This window comes from Bacteroidales bacterium, assembly GCA_035647615.1.
Lineage (GTDB): Bacteria > Bacteroidota > Bacteroidia > Bacteroidales > 4484-276 > SABY01.
Genome location: DASRND010000002.1, coordinates 1 through 15,780, shown reverse-complemented (window position 1 = coordinate 15,780; position 15,780 = coordinate 1). Strand labels below are relative to the sequence as shown.

Sequence of the window (15,780 nt, the reverse complement as noted above, 5' to 3'; positions counted from 1 at the left end):
ATCTGATTTACGAATCTGAATCCATTGAAGACAAAGACTTTGTCGGGTTGATGTGAAGAAAATTCATGAAATTTCCTTGCCAGCAGGATTCGATACTGACGTTTGTATGATGTCTGGTGTTTGGACGAGGCTTTGTGGCTGAGCTTGTCGAAGTCCTCGTCCTTTCTATTTTTTATAGGCTTTGCCTATTTTTTTTAAAACATTTAAGTAGGAAAGCAGGCAAAGTCAGCAAAGATAGATGCAGCATAGGCCAGGCCTAAGTTGAACTTTGTCGAAGCAATTGAATGGAATTGATCATTTCTAGACGCATGCAATGCGTCTCTGAAGCTGCCGGCTGCTACTTCATGATATCAATATTCAAAACCTTCCAGAACAGCTTTGTATTTCTCCAGTTTTTGTTGTGGCGAAAAGCTATGGTCATTATCTGTAATCGCGTTGAGCCAGTCGCCGTACATAACGTTGGGGAAAACGATAAAACGATTGCCAAACGCATCTCGTAGGCTGTCGGTAACTTCGGCCCGGCGACTACTGCTTTGGGGCCCGTCGAAGGCTTTAGCAAAATCGACCAGATTGTCACCAAAGAGCATTACGATCTGGTAGTTTTCGAGCACCTTCAGGCGGCGGGGTTCTTTGGTCGATTGCTCCAGGCGCAACATTAGATAGCTGCTATCCAAAGGAGCTATGTCCAGTTTCTTAAGATTTTCTATTGTTGCCTCGCGGTATTTCTCACGGCGATTGGTGATGTAAAACACGTGTACACCCTTTGCTTCGACAGACTTTATAAAATCGACAGCTCCAGGGAGTGCTTTGGCGCTTGCCGCGTACATCCATTCATCCCAACCATGAGGGTAGGCCAGCGAGTCGAGAATGATTTGTGCTTCGTAGGCGCTGTTGTCCAGCACTGTTTCGTCAAGATCCATCACAATGGCAAGGCGGCTGAGATCGGTGGCGGTGTCGTAAATGGCGTTCATGTTGCTGTGCGCAATGTTGTAGGCCTGATAGCACAGCGCACGGAACTCTGCGGCCTGCTGCTGATAAAGCGTAGCAGCAAGCAAATAGTCGTTGCTGTCTTTTGTGGTTTTGGATGCAGGCTGAGGCCGGTTACAAGCAAGGGCTGACATTAGTATTATAATCAATGGAATGAGGAGGGTGCGTTGGTTCATAATCTTTAAATTTTATTCAATAATTAAATGGTTTTGGATGGCAAAGCCAAACAGGGCGCAAAGATATTTACTTTATCGCTCAAAAATTTACCTTTGCCGGTCAAAACAAAACAGAAAAATCCAATGAAAAGTTCTCATGCCCTCCAATGGGTTGCCAATAATCTTGCGACACGCCCAGCCGATCGAAAAGTGCTCGACACTTTATTTCCTGCTGATGCCGCTGAAGAAGCACAGAAATTCCACCATCAGATTCCCGGCTTTGCGTCAACTCCGCTGCAACGGCTTTCGGTGCTTGCTGACAAAGCCGGTGTAAAAGATATCCTTGTAAAAGACGAATCGTTGCGACTTGGTTTGAATGCTTTCAAGGTGCTTGGCGGCTCCTATGCAATTTACAAACGGTTGCAGCAGATACACGCGAACGGTCAGCCGCTCACTTTTGATGAAATTCGCAGCACAAACTTGTATGCGAATGCTGAACCATACGTTTTTGTAGCTGCCACCGATGGCAACCACGGTATTGGGGTGGCGTGGGCTGCACGGGAGCTGGGGTATCAGGCCATTATATACGTGCATCAGCTTACCAGCCGCGGGCGCATCGACGCCATAGCCCGGCAGGGAGCGCGCGTAGTGGTCGTGCCTGGAACCTATGACGATGCCGTGAGACAGGCAGGTGCTGATGCCGAAAAAAATGGCTGGCAGGTGATTTCAGATACTTCCTGGGAAAGCTACGAAGAGATACCACGGTGGGTTATGCAGGGATACACCACCATGCTTGCCGAGGCACAGCAGCAGATGAAAGTTATGCATATCAGCAAACCAACGCACGTTTTTGTGCAAGGCGGTGTGGGAGCATTGGCAGCAGCCGTAGTGGGCTTTTTTAAGCAACTTTATTACGAAGCTCCACCCCGTTTTGTGGTGGTAGAACCAGAAGCCGCAGCCTGTCTGTTTAGTTCATGCCGCAGTGCCGACGGTCAGGCGCACAGCTTTCCCGGAGACCTAAACACTATCATGGCAGGTCTGGCGTGTGGTGATCCCAGTCCGTTGGGATGGAACATCCTGTGCGATTACGCAGATGTTTTCGTAACCTGCCCCGATTATGTGGCCGCACGCGGAATGCGCGTGTATGGCGCTCCTGCCGGCAACGACCCGCGCGTTATTTCGGGTGAGTCGGGCGCGGTAACACTCGGAGCACTGCTGACGATAATGGAACCTGAATATGAGGCTTTGCGCCAAAAGCTTGGCTTGGATAAAAATTCGCAGGTTTTGCTTCTTAATACCGAAGGCGATACCGATCCGGAGGATTATTTGAAGATAGTGTGGGATGGAAGATTTCCGTTACCGGAAAAACAAGAGAATATTTAGCGAAAGCGAAAAAATGCAGCGCTCACCGCTCATCACTCATCTTTTAGTGTTTCCTCGACGAGCATGGTAAAAAGCCCGGTAAGGGAGATGTCCGCTGCGGCCGCCATCTTGGGCACGATACTCTCGCGGGTGAGGCCGGGAACTGTGTTGATTTCGATAAAATAAAGTTGGTCGCTTTTCGCGGAATAAATATAGTCGGCACGAACCACACCTTTGCAATTGAGCTTTTGATATACAAACTGCGAAATGTCGGCGATGCGCTCTGCCAGTTCTTCGGGAATAGGTGCCGGCACCAGTTCACTGGCAAGCGATGGATTGTATTTGGCTTCAAAATCAAAAAAATCATTCTTGCTCACAACTTCGCACAGCGGCAGCACCAGCAGCTCCCCATTATTGCGAAACACGCCACAGGTCAGCTCGCGACCTTCCACATATTCTTCGATGAGTATTTCGGTGTCTTCGGCAAAAGCCTTTTTGATGGCAGGCAAGAGCTCTTCTTCAAGCTTTACTTTGCTCATCCCCACACTCGACCCACCGGCATTGGGTTTTACAAAAACCGGAAGGGTGAGCTGTTGCAAAATTTCATCTGCATCCACCTGATCTCCGGCAAAAAGATGAATAGAACGCGCTGTAAGCACGCCGTAAGAAGCAACCACACGATTGCAGTAATTTTTGTTGAACGTGAGCGCCGAGATCAACGAACCTGAAGCAGTAAAAGGGATGCCGAGCATCTCAAAATAAGCCGGCATACGCCCATTCTCGCCGGGAGTGCCGTGGATGGCGCAAAAAACACAGTCGAAATGGATGCGTCCACCAGGCAGCAAAAGGCTGAAATCATTTTTATCAATAGCAATCTTTTCTTCACCACTTTGGTAAAACCATTCGCTTCCGCGGATATGGATCAGGAAGGCATCGTATTTTTGGGTATCGAGCGTTTCGGCCACAACAGCGCCGCTTTTTATCGAAATATCATATTCGCCTGAGTCGCCACCGGCAATAACGGCTATCGTTTTTTTTGTCATCACAGCAATCAATTTTTTAAGTGCGCAAATGTAACAAAATGCTGCTACAGCATCGGATGCAGCTCTCGGATAGCAGCATCTGATTTTATCTTTTCAAAAGTGAAATTTAAGATTGATTATCTGAAAAAACTATGAATTAAAAAGCCGGCTGAAAGCTTGCGCAATCTTTTCGCGGCCACGGGCGATGTCTTCTTTTTTGATCTTCTTCATTTTCTCCATCATCTGATCGTATTCCTGGCGTGCCGACTTGGTGAGGTTGGGCAGCACGCGGTCGCGAATGTCCTCGCCAGCATCGCGCAGCGCATAAGCCAGGTTTTCGGCATCGATGTCTTTTAGGAGTTTTTTCAGCTTTTCATTGGAAATATCTTTAAGATGTTCAAATGAAAAATCACTGCTCCGGTCACGTTCGTCGGTTTGTTTTTTAGCGCCGCCGGCATCTGCATTCTCCGGCTCTGCTTGCCGATAAGATTTTCCATCTGCAGTTTCTTCAACGTTTTGTGCCCCGCATTGCTTATCCACACGAATAGTAAAATCAGAAAGCACATTCATATAATTGATAAAAGCCTCGTAGGGCGAAGTGTAGGGGTTGAAATATTTGTGCACGTCGCCATCCGAAAACCATTTGGTGCACATGTAATAAAAATGATCGCTGTTTTGCAGGCGGTACCAGTCGCGCAAAATGTCAGTTTGCTTGCAGTGATCGATTTTGTTTTCGAGGCCAAGCAGTTTACCGAAGGCTTCGTCCTGCATTTCGTTGCCCAGCCAGGCGGTGAGGTCGCGCTCTTCGTCGGCCCAGGAGATGGGGTAGGGGACATGAATCGCTGCCACAGGCTGCAAAATTTTGGAAACTTCCGACGGTGTGCGAAAAGTAAAATCGGTGTTTTTCAAAACCTTTTCCGGCAAGGTTTTCATAAAGTCAAAGATGCCGGTTTCGCGCCATTGGTGCTCGCCAAAGGTTTCGTAATCCATAAAAAGATTTACCACCTCGTCGGTTTTGTCGGTTTTGGCAAGCCAGCCGGTGAATTTTTCAGGTGTCAGTGGCCACTCTTTCCAGCTCTGTTGCGAAAAGCGGAAGGCAAGGTCGTCGGAGAGTTTGAAGTTTTTTAATAGAATTTTAAGCTCCGGCTTGTGGACGCTGCTGTAGAGGTGGTTGGGGCTCTTCCATCCAAGTACGTGTTTGGCGCCTTCGGTGAGCATGGTGTCAAAGCCCAGGTCGTACACCATTTCGCCGATTTCGTCCGAATAGATCAATTCGGTGTTGCGAAAAGTTGTCGGCTTTTGGCCAAAGAGTTCTTCGATGGTTTTGCGATGTAGATTTACCTGCCGTCCAAACTCCGCTTTGCTTTTGAGCGAAGCCAGCGAGTGGGCGTAGGTTTCGGCAAGAAACTCCACGTTGCCCGTGCGTGCCAGTTGCGCAAAGCTCTCGATTACTTCGGGAGCATAGTCGCGGAACTGTTCGAGGGCACTTCCCGAAATAGAAAAAGCTACCTTAAATTTATCGCCGTAGCGGCTAATCAGGCTCAGCAGCAGCTCATTCATGGGTAGATAACATTTTTGTGCCACACGGTTCAGGATGTGCTTGTTCTCGAAATCATTGTAATAATGATGCTCGTGACCCATCTCGAAAAAGCGATACGTGCGCAGCCGGTAAGGCTGGTGAACCTGGAAGTAAAAGCAAATTGATCTCATAAATTTTTGAAAAATATAGTATGAATGCCAGCGCACTTCAATGATTTAAGACGCTACTTATTTTCTACTGATTGAAGTTTAATAATTTCTTAACCCATTTTTTTGTCTCGGATTACAGTTTTTCAATTGTTAATATCAAGGCTGCCTCAGGTGAGTTGACTTACGGCGACAACATCCTCGTACACTTTCATCACTTCGCGCGCAGCATTATCCCAATTCAGTTGGTTCACTTCGTTTTTGCCATGTTTTTTAAATTCATTTGCCAGCGAATTATAGCTGAGCAAGCCATGGATCGCGTCGGCCAAAGCATCCACGTCCCAGAAATCTACTTTCAATACATGGTCGAGTACCTCCGATACGCCCGACTGCCGCGAGATAACCACAGGCACGTTGGCGCGGATAGCTTCCAAAGGTACCAGCCCGAAAGGCTCCGATACCGATGGCATCACAAAGACGTCGCTTACGGCAAAAAGCTGCTGCACCTCCTGCTCGTCGAGGAAGCCCGTAAAATGAAAGCGTGTACCAATCCCCAGCCGTGCCACCTGACGTACCAATTTGGGGAGCATATCGCCGGAGCCGGCCATTACAAAACGAACATTGTCGCTGTGTTGCAACAGCAAGTGCGCTGCCTCTATAAAATATTCGGGTCCTTTCTGTTGCGTGAGACGCCCCAGAAAAGTCACTATTTTTTCTTTCAGATGGCGCGTTTTATTTCCTGTGTAATTTGTTGCTGCTGCAATGCCATTGTGTACCGTCACCACCTTTTCCGGTGCGATGCCGTATTTTTCGATGATGGTGTTGCGGGTGTAGTTGCTCACCGCTATCACGCGGTCGGCAGCTATCATTCCACGCCGTTCGATGTCGTACACTTCCTTGTTTATGTTGGGCCCTGAGCGGTCAAATTCGGTAGCGTGCACGTGCACTATCAGTGGCTTTCCACTGATGGTGGCGGCAGTGATTCCTGCCGGATAGGTGGGCCAGTCGTGTGCATGAATCACGTCAAATTGTTGTTTACCTGCCAGACCTGCCGCAATCAGAGCATACCTCGACACCTCGGCTAGAAGGTCGGCGCCATATCCTCCGTTAAAGATGAATTTCGTTTTAAGTACCAGGTCTTCGGTGGATTCTTTTTGCTGCTGTTGTTCCTCCACGATGCGGCGAAATGCTTCAGGAGTTACGTACGGGATTAGGTTAGAACCGATTTCGAGATAAGTCACACGTTTCCAAAATTCGATGGTGTCGGGATCAGAGGCGTCAATTTCGATGTCGGAAGCGCCCATCAGCCTTACTGCCGACTGGTCTTCGTCGCCGTAAGCTTTGGGTGCTACAAAAATGATTTCGGCGCCTTCGCCCGCCAGACTCTGGGTGAGTCCGTAGCAGGCGGTTCCTAGTCCGCCGGTGATATGTGGTGGGAATTCCCAGCCAAACATGAGTATTTTCATGAACAATAATTCTTATTTAATGCATTTACTTTACGCTTTTGAAACCCATTAAGAAGTTCCAAATTGCAAATTCCAGATTCCAAATAAAATCCCAAAATACAAATTTCAATTTTCAAGTAAATTCTGAAATACGATTTCTCGGATTTCAAATATTGAGATTTATTTGTCTTTTATCCTTTGTCTTTTGAGTTTTATAATTTAAAATTTACTTTTCCACCTGTCTTATCATTTGATCGATGCGCAGCAATTCGGCCACTGCGGTGGCCATGTGCGTTGCGCCGGCAGAATCGTGGGGTGGGTCACCGTCAAAATATTCGGAGATGGAGCCCAATCCGGATTTCTGTATTTCTTCTTCAAAAGATTTAAAAATGTTTTTTACTACTGGCAAGCCACTCTTTCCGTAAAGCATCAGGTAGGCTTCAGCGTAATGTCCTGCGAGCCACGCCACCACCGTACCCTGATGGCAGGCTTCGTCGCGTTGTTGGCTGTTGCCTTGATAGACGCCTTTGTAGCGAATATGTTTGGGCGAGAGGGTGCGCAAACCGCGCGGGGTGAGTAGCTCACGGGCGATGATATCGAGGATTTTTTTGCGCTTCAGCTCGTCGAGCGGCGAGTGCGGAAGGCTTGCAGCCAGCAGCATATTAGGACGTACCGAGAAGTCTTTGAAATCAGCACTGGTGAAGTCGGCCAGGTAGCTGTTTGCTTCACTCCAGAAGTTTTCCACAAAAGCCATCCTAATCTGATGGCTGATGTTCATCCACTTTTTTATAAAGGGTTTATCGCCGGCGGCTTTCGCCAAATCCAAAGCAAACATTATCGCATTGTACCACAGTGCATTTACCTCCACAGGATTACCGGCACGAGGCGTAACGGGACGTCCCTCATCCACAGCGTTCATCCACGTAAGTGGATAGCCCTCTTCTCCGGCGGCGAGCAGTCCATTGCTTTGCATCCGTATGTTGAACCAGGTTCCTTCGGCGTAAGCGTTCAAAATATTCTTCATCACCTCCTGGTATTGCTGCCAAAGGTTCAGCTCCTGATGTGTATGAGCTGCATATTTTTGTAAAGCCCAGAAAAACCAAAGCTGCGTGTCCACCGAATGATACTCCGTATGTGTGTCGAGCACGGCGGTCGGGAAGAAAATTCCCTTCATGCGGGCAATCATATTGTCGATGATGCGAAGATAAGTGGTGGTGTCGCCGCGTGTGAGCAGCAAGCCCGGCAAAGCCATAAAAGTGTCGCGCCCCAACAAGCCGTACCACGGGTAGCCGGCCACTATTTCGGGTTTGTCGTTTTTGGTGATGACAAACTGCTGCGCGGTGTTTTCGAGTGCCGAACGGAAGTCGGTGGCGGCGGAGCGGCTTTTTAGCTCCTGAGCAAATTTCATTTCAAGAGCTTTGGGTTTTATCTGCCGGATGCTGGCCGAGAGGACGATGCTCTCGTCTTTTTTAAGTTTAAACTCCATGTACCCCGGCACATACAGATCTTCCAAATAGTCATACCCTCTCAGCTTTTCGTGCGTGTATTCCACATTGTAATACCAGTCGGGCTGGTGTGTGTATTTATTTTCTACTGACGTTTGTAAAAATAATGTGGAATAACCCGGATACATGCAAAAAGCAGCGCCGTGTGGCACCGGTTGATAATCTGTAAGCACATCGTTATTGGCATTGCTGAGTGCATGGATTTGCCGGAAAGCCAGAAATGGCGTGAGCCGCAATGTAGTAGGAGAGTGTGCTTCTTTGAGCGTATATTTAATCATCACCATCTCTTCGTTCGACGAAAACACGATTTCCTTCATTAGCACCACACCACCGACGCGATAGGTGATTACCGGCACCGGATCCACCTGAAAATCCCTAACATATTTATGACCTTTGGGATGGTAAACGTTGTTTTGGTATTTGTGAATTCCCAGGTTGAACTCGGCATCGTGCTGTATCACAGTTTCGTGCAGTGCCGAGAGCAGCACATGCGGCGTATCTCCAAAATGTGGCTGCGGAACCACCAGCAATCCATGGTATTTGCGTGTGTTGCAGTTGACGATGGTACTCGCCGAATAAGCCCCTGCACGGTTGGTGCGCAGCCACTCCCGCTTGAGGCAATACTCCAGGTTGATCAGCTGCTCTTTATCGAAATAAATGTAAGCCATGATGACAATGTGTTTGTTATCAATAAATTGGGTTTAATTTTTCGTTGGTAAAATGAAAAATCAAAGATAATTAATTCCTTTTGGCACAGTAATTTTTTAGGTTTATTAACAAATGATGTGCGTGGCGCGTGCCTCAGGGCGCAAAATACGAAGTACTGGCGCTCGGAGCAATTGTGAATCAGAAGTGTATTTGATGGATTTTACTAATCGTTCTCAAATCACAGTTTCGCGATTTGGGCGAGGCTTAGCCTCATCCACTCTATTCTTATAGGCTGTGCCTATTACAACCACCAATTAAAATATTAGATCGAAAACTTATGATGCTACATTCATAAAATCAGAACTCATCTGACTTTTACTAACTGAGTAGCGAGCCGGCTTACTGTTTTTCCTAAATTTCAATTATTTTTGGCCTCAAAATATAGAATATTATGATTAAGAAACCCTTTGCTTTTCTTGCTATTTCGATGTTGGTAATGATTGCGCATGCGCAGCAACAACCCCTTGATCACACCATTTACGATAAGTGGAAAGTTCTCGAAAAAACCAACATCTCGCCAAACGGAGAGTGGGTGACCTACGAAGTAAATCCCGGCAAGGGCGACGGTATGCTCTATTTTTTTAATACAAAAAGCCAAACCACCGATTCCGTGGCGCGTGGCTATGGTGCCCGGTTTGCAGGAAATTCGGAATACATTGTTTTTAAAATTAAACCTACTGAAGATACATTGCGCAAAGCAAAGCTGGCCAAAAAAGAGAAGGATGATTTGCCCAAAGATTCGCTGGGTATCTTTGCGCCGGGAGTGCCGGTGCGTAAGTTTGCGCAGGTAAAATCGTTTAAAGTTGCGGAGGAAGGCGGCGATTGGGTGGCTTTTCTGCATGAAAAGCTGCAGCCTGTAAAAGATACAACCGATAAATCGGATACCGCCAAAACCGAAAAAGAAAAGCCGGTTCGTGGCAAAAAGAAAAAGAAAAAAGCCGAAGGATCGCGGCTGGTACTGCTCAATATGGCCAACGACAGCATGTACCGTTTTGAAGATGTGACGGATTATTCGCTTTCGCGAAATGAACAACTGATTGCTTTCATTACCTGCACCAGCGATTCTATCGACAGCACGCGCGTGTTCAGGTTCGACCCAAAATTGGCAATTGCAGATACCTTATTTAACAGCCAAGGTTTTGCGCGACAGTTGGCCGTGGATGAGCAGGGAGACCAACTCGCTTTTGTTTATTCGGCTGACACATCCAAAACTAAAAATTTCGACCTCGCATATTGGCAGAAAGAAAAAGCGCTGGCTGCCATCATTGTAGATAGCGCTGCCGACGGATTGACTGCCGGATGGCGTGTGAGCGAGCACCGTGCGCCTACTTTTACGCGTGACGGAGCGCAGCTTTATTTCGGTACGGCTCCCCGAAACGAGCCGGAGCCAAAAGATACGGTCCCCAAAGACGAAAAAGTTTTGGTAGATGTTTGGAACTGGCGCGACGACTATATCCAGCCCCAGCAAAAGAAAATGGTCGACAATGAGCGCAAACGCAGCTACCTGGCTGTGTGGCATCCCGATGGCCGGCGCATGGTGCAGCTCGCAGATGAGCTGGTGCAGGATGTAGCAACTCCGGGAAAAGATAAAACGCCTTTTGTGCTGGGCTATTCTAACAAACCATATCGGATTGAGGCGCAGTGGGATGGTTTCTATCGCGACTTTTACACCATCGACGTGAACGATGGCAGCAAAAAATTGCTCACGGCCAAAGCTTCTTCGTCGGTAGCGCTTTCGCCGGAAGGGAAATATTTCGTTTGGTATTCACCCACCGATTCGGCCTGGTACCTGCGCGATGTGAAAACCGACGAGGTCCGTTCGCTTACCAAACCATTGCCTTTTGCTTTTTACGACGAGCTGAACGATGTGCCGCAACTGCCGGGCAATTATGGTTATGCAGGCTTTACCAAAGATGACCGATATGTGCTCATCAACGATCGCTACGATATCTGGCGCTTCGATATGCGTGGCAAAGAGGCGCCGGTGCGTATCACCGATGGAGTGGGGCGTGACAACAATTTGCAGTTTAGATATTGGAAACTCGACCGGCGTCAGGATTACATTGAGAAGGAAATGATGCTTTATGCTTTTGACCTGAAGAGCCGTGCAAGTGGATTTTATTCCGCTACAGCGGAAAAAGCTGCAGCAGCCCGCAAGCTGATTATGCAGCCGTATAGCTTCGACGACCTGAGCCAGGCTCGCGATGCCAAAACGCTGATCTGGCGGAAATCGGATTTCGATCTCTATCCCGATCTTTATTACAGTGACGAAAACTTTGAGAATCCTGTGCGGATTTCCCACCTCGATAGTCAGCGTGCACCTTGGCGCTGGGGCGATGTGCAGCAGGTGCAGTGGATCTCCGCCAATGGTGATTCCCTCGAAGGCCTGCTTTACACCCCGGAAAACCTGGATGCTTCCACAAAATATCCGATGTTGGCATATTTCTACGAGCGCAATGCCGACAACTTTCATCGCTTTTATCACGTCACTCCAAGCCGCTCTATTATCAATCCGGCATGGTGCGTGAGCAATGGCTACGTGGTTTTTGTACCCGACATTCCCTACACAACCGGGTTTCCGGGCCAAAGTGCCGAAAATGCTATCGTGAGCGGCACGTTGGCAATGGCTGGACAATTTCCCTACATCGACCGCAATAGAATGGGCATCCAGGGTCAGAGTTGGGGCGGCTATCAGGTGGCTTATCTGGTGACGCAAACTAACCTGTATGCTGCTGCTATGGCGGGCGCTCCGGTGAGCAACATGGCGAGTGCTTATGGCGGCATACGCTGGGGTAGTGGCATGAGCCGAATGTTTCTGTATGAAAAAACGCAAAGCCGGCTGGGCGGTTCACTTTGGGAAATGCCATTACGATACATAGAAAATTCCCCTCTGTTTTTTGCTGATAAAGTAGAAACGCCGCTGCTCATCATGCACAACGATAACGACGGTGCCGTGCCGTGGTATCAGGGCATCGAAATGTTTATGGCCTTACGGCGACTGCAAAAACCTGTGTGGATGCTTACCTACAACGACGAAGAGCACAATCTCACCCGTTGGCCCAATCGTGTAGATCTTAGCATACGAATGATGCAGTTTTTCGATCACTACCTAAAAGATGCGCCGGAACCTGTGTGGATGAAAGACGGCGTGCCCGCCATCGACAAGGCTACCGAAAGAGGATACGAGTTGGAAGAGGAATAATAAAATTTTAAAAAGCCAATAAAGCATCCGCCAGTAGTCGGAGTAAACAGTTCCAAATAAATCCTCGTTCGGCTTAGGCTGGTTTCGACTTGGTTCGGCTCCGCTCACCAGCCGACGCTCAACCACCTCAACCTTCCACTTACATTTCCGCTGGCACCAGCTTTTGCTCTATCAGTTGGTTGTTGCGCAGCAGCGTTGCTGATAAAGGTTTTCCGATAGTTTCCTTTGTGAGTGCTTTGTGCAGATCGTCGATGGAGGATATCGCCCGGCTGTCGATTGCCACCAGTAGGTCGCCTTTATGCAGCCCGCTGTTGTCGATACCCGGCACTTGGCTTACTGCCGAAACATATACTGCCGAGTTTTGCTTCAAAACATGTGTTTTGATCATTTCCGGTTGCAGTCTGATGGTTTGAGCTGTGATACCCAGCCAGGCGCGGCGAATTTTCCCATCGTTGATTAGGGTTTCGGAAATGTATTTGGCCATGTTGGAAGAAACGGCAAAGCAGATGCCCTGGGCCTGTTTGATGATGGCTGTGTTGACACCAATCACATTTCCGGCAGAGTCCATCAATGGGCCGCCGGAGCTGCCGGGATTCAGGGCTGCGTCGGTTTGTATGATATCATCGATCATGCGGCCGCTTTGCGAGCGCAGGCTGCGTCCCAGCGCGCTCACCACGCCCGCCGTCACCGTATGCTGAAAGCCCAGCGGATTGCCAATTGCTATGGCGATTTGCCCGGGCTGCAGTTTGTCGGAATCAGCAAAGGATAACGGTGGCAGGCTATTGTCGTCAATTTTCAAAACTGCCAGGTCTGTGGCTGCATCGACGCCTATCACCGTCGGGCGAAGCATTTTGCCCGAAGGTAGCGTCACCATCAATTCTTTGTGCTGGTGTATCACATGATGGTTGGTGAGGATGATTCCCTTTTCGGCTATTGCAAAACCTGATCCCGCCCCAAAAGGCTGAGGTGCGTTGGCAGGCTGTGGCATATTTTCTTTGGTGATGCGAATGTTGACCACCGATCCCGAAGCGCGACGTGCAACGCCGACAATGGTTTGCGAATAACTATCCAGCAGCGACTGGTCATTTTTATCAGAGGAGGTGTTTTTTGTTTTGAACATACTATTTCTACTTTTAATGAAATTACTTTAACAAAATCCAAAAGACAATATAGCAACTGCCACTCCTTGGTTCGACTCCGCTCACCAACCAACGCTGGTTTCGACTTGGTTCGGCTCCGCTCACCAGCCGACGCTCAACCAACTCAACCTAAGCTGTATCTATTTTTGCAGGCTTTGCCTGCTTGCATTATCCATTTGCTTCAGCTGGCAAAGCCTGTAAGAATAATGTGGACGAGGACTTCGACAAGCTGGCTTCGACAAGCTCAGCCACCACAGCCACCACAGCCACCGAAGCCTCGTCCAAACGTCCAGAAGGAAAAATTCCACAAGACAATAAAGCATTCGCCAGTAGTCGGAGTAAACAATTCCAAATAAATCTCAACGATCAAAATTCAAAAAATCCAAACCGTTGTGCGTGTTTGAAATTTGTTTAAAACAAATAGTTCAGCCCGATGTAGAAACCGCTTGTGCCATCGCGTTTATCGACGGCGATGCCATAATCGGCGGCAACGATAAAGTTTTGATTCATAGCGATGCGGATTCCCAGGCCATACGTAACATGCAACCCCTCAGCCCCAAAATCGAAATAATCATCCTGATCGGGGAATTTCAGCGATTCCACGTGTTCCCGGATATCTATTTTCTTGATTACCTGCCCAGCGTCGGCAAAAGCATTGACGCCCAGGTAAAAGTTTTGATTCCAGAACGTGGCTCTTAGCGCTTTCCAACGCAGCTCAAAATTTCCATATGCAATTCCATCTCCCACCACGCGGTTGCGGGGTGCGCCGCGCAGGTTGCGCACTCCTCCCAACCCTTCTTCGGTGGCGCCACGCAGCAGCGAAGTGATGATGAGCGGCTGCATATAAAAAGGTGTATGTCCGGCCACGGTGGTTTGCATGGATACTCTGGCAGCGAAAGCGAGCTGGCGCGGAATAATTGTAAAATACTGGCGATGCGTGATGCTAAGTTTAGCATAACCCTTACTGATGGTCCCCAGTGCTTTGGGCGCAACTTCGATTGCAGCTTCACTCCAAATGCCGCGCATGGGGTTGGGTTTGTTGTCGCGGCTGTCGTACATCACGCCGCCCTTGAGTAGCGCAAGGCTGCCGCCCGTAGCTTCGTCGAAAGGGATCAATCCCCAATCGACATATTTATCGTAAAGTCCGGGTTGCTCGCTGGTGGGCGGAAGTCTATCGTCATCGTTTTTGCCTTTGTTGAGCTTATCTACATCAACTGTTGCAATATCGAAATGGTAATACTGCAGGCCTGCCAGCCAACGGAACTTCCCGGATAGTTTCCCGTTTACGTCTGTTTTGAAACGAAACATGCGATTGTCATAACGATAAAATACACGCGACCGGTAAATTTCGGCAGGCTCTCCATCATCTTCCCACTCCGGCTGATAGGCCGCTTCGTAGCCATTCCAGCCATAAAAATTGTAGGCCTGGTTGGGAAGATAACTCACGTCGATGGTGAGACCAATGCCTTTTATCAGTTGGTCGCTGTCGTACATCATTCGGTAAATGCCACTGCCACGGGTATATGCCGACACTTCCAAGTAAATAGAATGGTTGTAGAGTGGATAGCGAGCTCCGTCGCCGTAATGATAAAGATTGATCAGGCCGCCATACTGAAAGCCCAGGTCGTTGTCCCAGGAGATGGCCGGCAGCAAGCCAAAGTTCCAGCCGGTTTTTACTTTATCCTGCATCACGGTAGTATCGGCAATGCTTTTCTGCCCATTTGCAGTAACCGCTATTAAAGACAATAAAATTGTTATTAAAACATTTATTCTTTTTATCTGCATATTCGACATAAAGTCTGGTTTTGATTGATGGCGCCAAAAATAGTATGTTTAGTTTACATTTCGTTAACAAAGAAAAAACGGCTTTAATGTGATGATATTCAGATTACACGAAAGGTATTTTTGTTTTATTAAATAAATAAAATGATAATTTTCGGAGAGCCGGTTAATCTTTCCTATTTTTGTCAGCATAGTTTTGAAAAAGAAATTTTAATAACAGTCAATAACATAAATCCAACAAACACATGAAAAAGATCGCTTTAATGTTCACAATGCTGATGTTTGCCGCTTTCGCGATGGCGCAGGCACCGGATCAGGCTGCACCGCAAGAAAACCCGAATGCACCTGAAATTGAGTTTGAAAACAACGTTCACGACTATGGCACCGTTCCTTATAATGGCGACGGCAACTGCGAGTTTACCTTTACCAATGTGGGCAAAGAGCCGCTGATCCTCACCAATGTCCGTTCTTCTTGCGGATGCACTGTGCCCAAATGGCCAAGAGAACCGATCCTTCCCGGCCAAACCGGCATTATCAACGTGGAATACAAAACCAACCGCATCGGTAAAATCAACAAAACAGTTACCGTACAGAGCAATGCCAAGAGTTCTAACGTGGTATTGCGTGTCACCGGTCAGGTGATGCAGCCCGAACAAACAACGCCTCCTGAAAACGCAAAGCCAATGGGTGGCAATTAATACCACTTGCGGATATTAGTTTTTCTTACATCCGCTTGCAAGCGTAATAAAATGCTGAAATTTGTCCCGGTCTTCACACAAGTGAAGAC

At 48.0% G+C, this 15,780-nt stretch carries 10 protein-coding genes and 1 pseudogene; 3 read left to right on the top strand and 8 right to left on the bottom strand.

Annotated elements, in window-relative coordinates:
* Positions 1-350: 350 nt before the first annotated feature.
* Positions 351-1,163, bottom strand: a complete 813-nt coding sequence (locus tag VFC92_00375) for a 5'-nucleotidase, lipoprotein e(P4) family (protein HZK06628.1) — start codon at positions 1,161-1,163, stop codon at positions 351-353.
* Positions 1,164-1,286: 123 nt separating this feature from the next.
* On the opposite strand from VFC92_00375, the gene VFC92_00370 reads away from it, so the two are divergent.
* Positions 1,287-2,525 carry a diaminopropionate ammonia-lyase gene (locus tag VFC92_00370; GenBank protein ID HZK06627.1) on the top strand — a complete coding sequence of 413 codons (1,239 nt, stop codon included), beginning with the start codon at positions 1,287-1,289 and terminating at the stop codon, positions 2,523-2,525.
* Positions 2,526-2,557: 32 nt separating this feature from the next.
* Here VFC92_00370 and VFC92_00365 read toward each other — a convergent pair whose 3' ends face one another.
* The 5 genes and pseudogenes from VFC92_00365 to VFC92_00345 form a co-directional block, all read right to left on the bottom strand.
* Complete coding sequence (locus VFC92_00365) at positions 2,558-3,547, bottom strand: D-alanine--D-alanine ligase (protein ID HZK06626.1); 990 nt, start codon at positions 3,545-3,547, stop codon at positions 2,558-2,560.
* Positions 3,548-3,676: 129 nt separating this feature from the next.
* The gene (locus tag VFC92_00360; GenBank protein HZK06625.1) at positions 3,677-4,066 is read right to left on the bottom strand and encodes a FliG C-terminal domain-containing protein; all 390 of its coding nucleotides are present in this window, start codon (positions 4,064-4,066) and stop codon (positions 3,677-3,679) included.
* Positions 4,058-5,236 (bottom strand): annotated as a pseudogene (locus VFC92_00355) (glycoside hydrolase family 57 protein). Before VFC92_00355 ends, VFC92_00360 begins: the two are co-directional and overlap by 9 nt.
* A 146-nt stretch (positions 5,237-5,382) precedes the next feature.
* A complete protein-coding gene (locus VFC92_00350) occupies positions 5,383-6,678 on the bottom strand; it encodes a glycosyltransferase family 4 protein (GenBank protein ID HZK06624.1) in 1,296 nt (431 codons plus the stop codon).
* Between the two features lie 205 nt (positions 6,679-6,883).
* Positions 6,884-8,830 (bottom strand): amylo-alpha-1,6-glucosidase, encoded by a 1,947-nt coding sequence (locus VFC92_00345; protein ID HZK06623.1) that lies wholly within the window; start codon positions 8,828-8,830, stop codon positions 6,884-6,886.
* 431 nt (positions 8,831-9,261) lie between these two features.
* Here VFC92_00345 and VFC92_00340 point away from each other — a divergent pair, with 431 nt between their 5' ends.
* The gene (locus tag VFC92_00340; protein HZK06622.1) at positions 9,262-12,072 is read left to right on the top strand and encodes a prolyl oligopeptidase family serine peptidase; all 2,811 of its coding nucleotides are present in this window, start codon (positions 9,262-9,264) and stop codon (positions 12,070-12,072) included.
* Between the two features lie 139 nt (positions 12,073-12,211).
* Here the strand turns inward: VFC92_00340 and VFC92_00335 are convergent, their stop codons facing one another.
* Positions 12,212-13,192 carry a trypsin-like peptidase domain-containing protein gene (locus VFC92_00335; GenBank protein HZK06621.1) on the bottom strand — a complete coding sequence of 327 codons (981 nt, stop codon included), beginning with the start codon at positions 13,190-13,192 and terminating at the stop codon, positions 12,212-12,214.
* A 430-nt stretch (positions 13,193-13,622) separates the two neighbouring features.
* Positions 13,623-14,957 (bottom strand): BamA/TamA family outer membrane protein, encoded by a 1,335-nt coding sequence (locus tag VFC92_00330; protein ID HZK06620.1) that lies wholly within the window; start codon positions 14,955-14,957, stop codon positions 13,623-13,625.
* Between the two features lie 281 nt (positions 14,958-15,238).
* Here VFC92_00330 and VFC92_00325 point away from each other — a divergent pair, with 281 nt between their 5' ends.
* Positions 15,239-15,691, top strand: coding sequence for a DUF1573 domain-containing protein (locus tag VFC92_00325; GenBank protein ID HZK06619.1), 453 nt, complete (start codon positions 15,239-15,241; stop codon positions 15,689-15,691).
* Positions 15,692-15,780: the final 89 nt, after the last annotated feature.

Excerpts from the sequence above, each read along its gene's own strand:
- VFC92_00375 (HZK06628.1), bottom strand. The coding sequence starts at position 1,163 with ATGAACCAACGCACCCTCCTCATTCCATTGATTATAATACTAATGTCA.
- VFC92_00340 (HZK06622.1), top strand. The coding sequence starts at position 9,262 with ATGATTAAGAAACCCTTTGCTTTTCTTGCTATTTCGATGTTGGTAATG.
- VFC92_00325 (HZK06619.1), top strand. The coding sequence starts at position 15,239 with ATGAAAAAGATCGCTTTAATGTTCACAATGCTGATGTTTGCCGCTTTC.
- VFC92_00345 (HZK06623.1), bottom strand. The coding sequence starts at position 8,830 with ATGGCTTACATTTATTTCGATAAAGAGCAGCTGATCAACCTGGAGTAT.
- VFC92_00350 (HZK06624.1), bottom strand. The coding sequence starts at position 6,678 with ATGAAAATACTCATGTTTGGCTGGGAATTCCCACCACATATCACCGGC.
- VFC92_00335 (HZK06621.1), bottom strand. The coding sequence starts at position 13,192 with ATGTTCAAAACAAAAAACACCTCCTCTGATAAAAATGACCAGTCGCTG.
- VFC92_00370 (HZK06627.1), top strand. The coding sequence starts at position 1,287 with ATGAAAAGTTCTCATGCCCTCCAATGGGTTGCCAATAATCTTGCGACA.
- VFC92_00365 (HZK06626.1), bottom strand. The coding sequence starts at position 3,547 with ATGACAAAAAAAACGATAGCCGTTATTGCCGGTGGCGACTCAGGCGAA.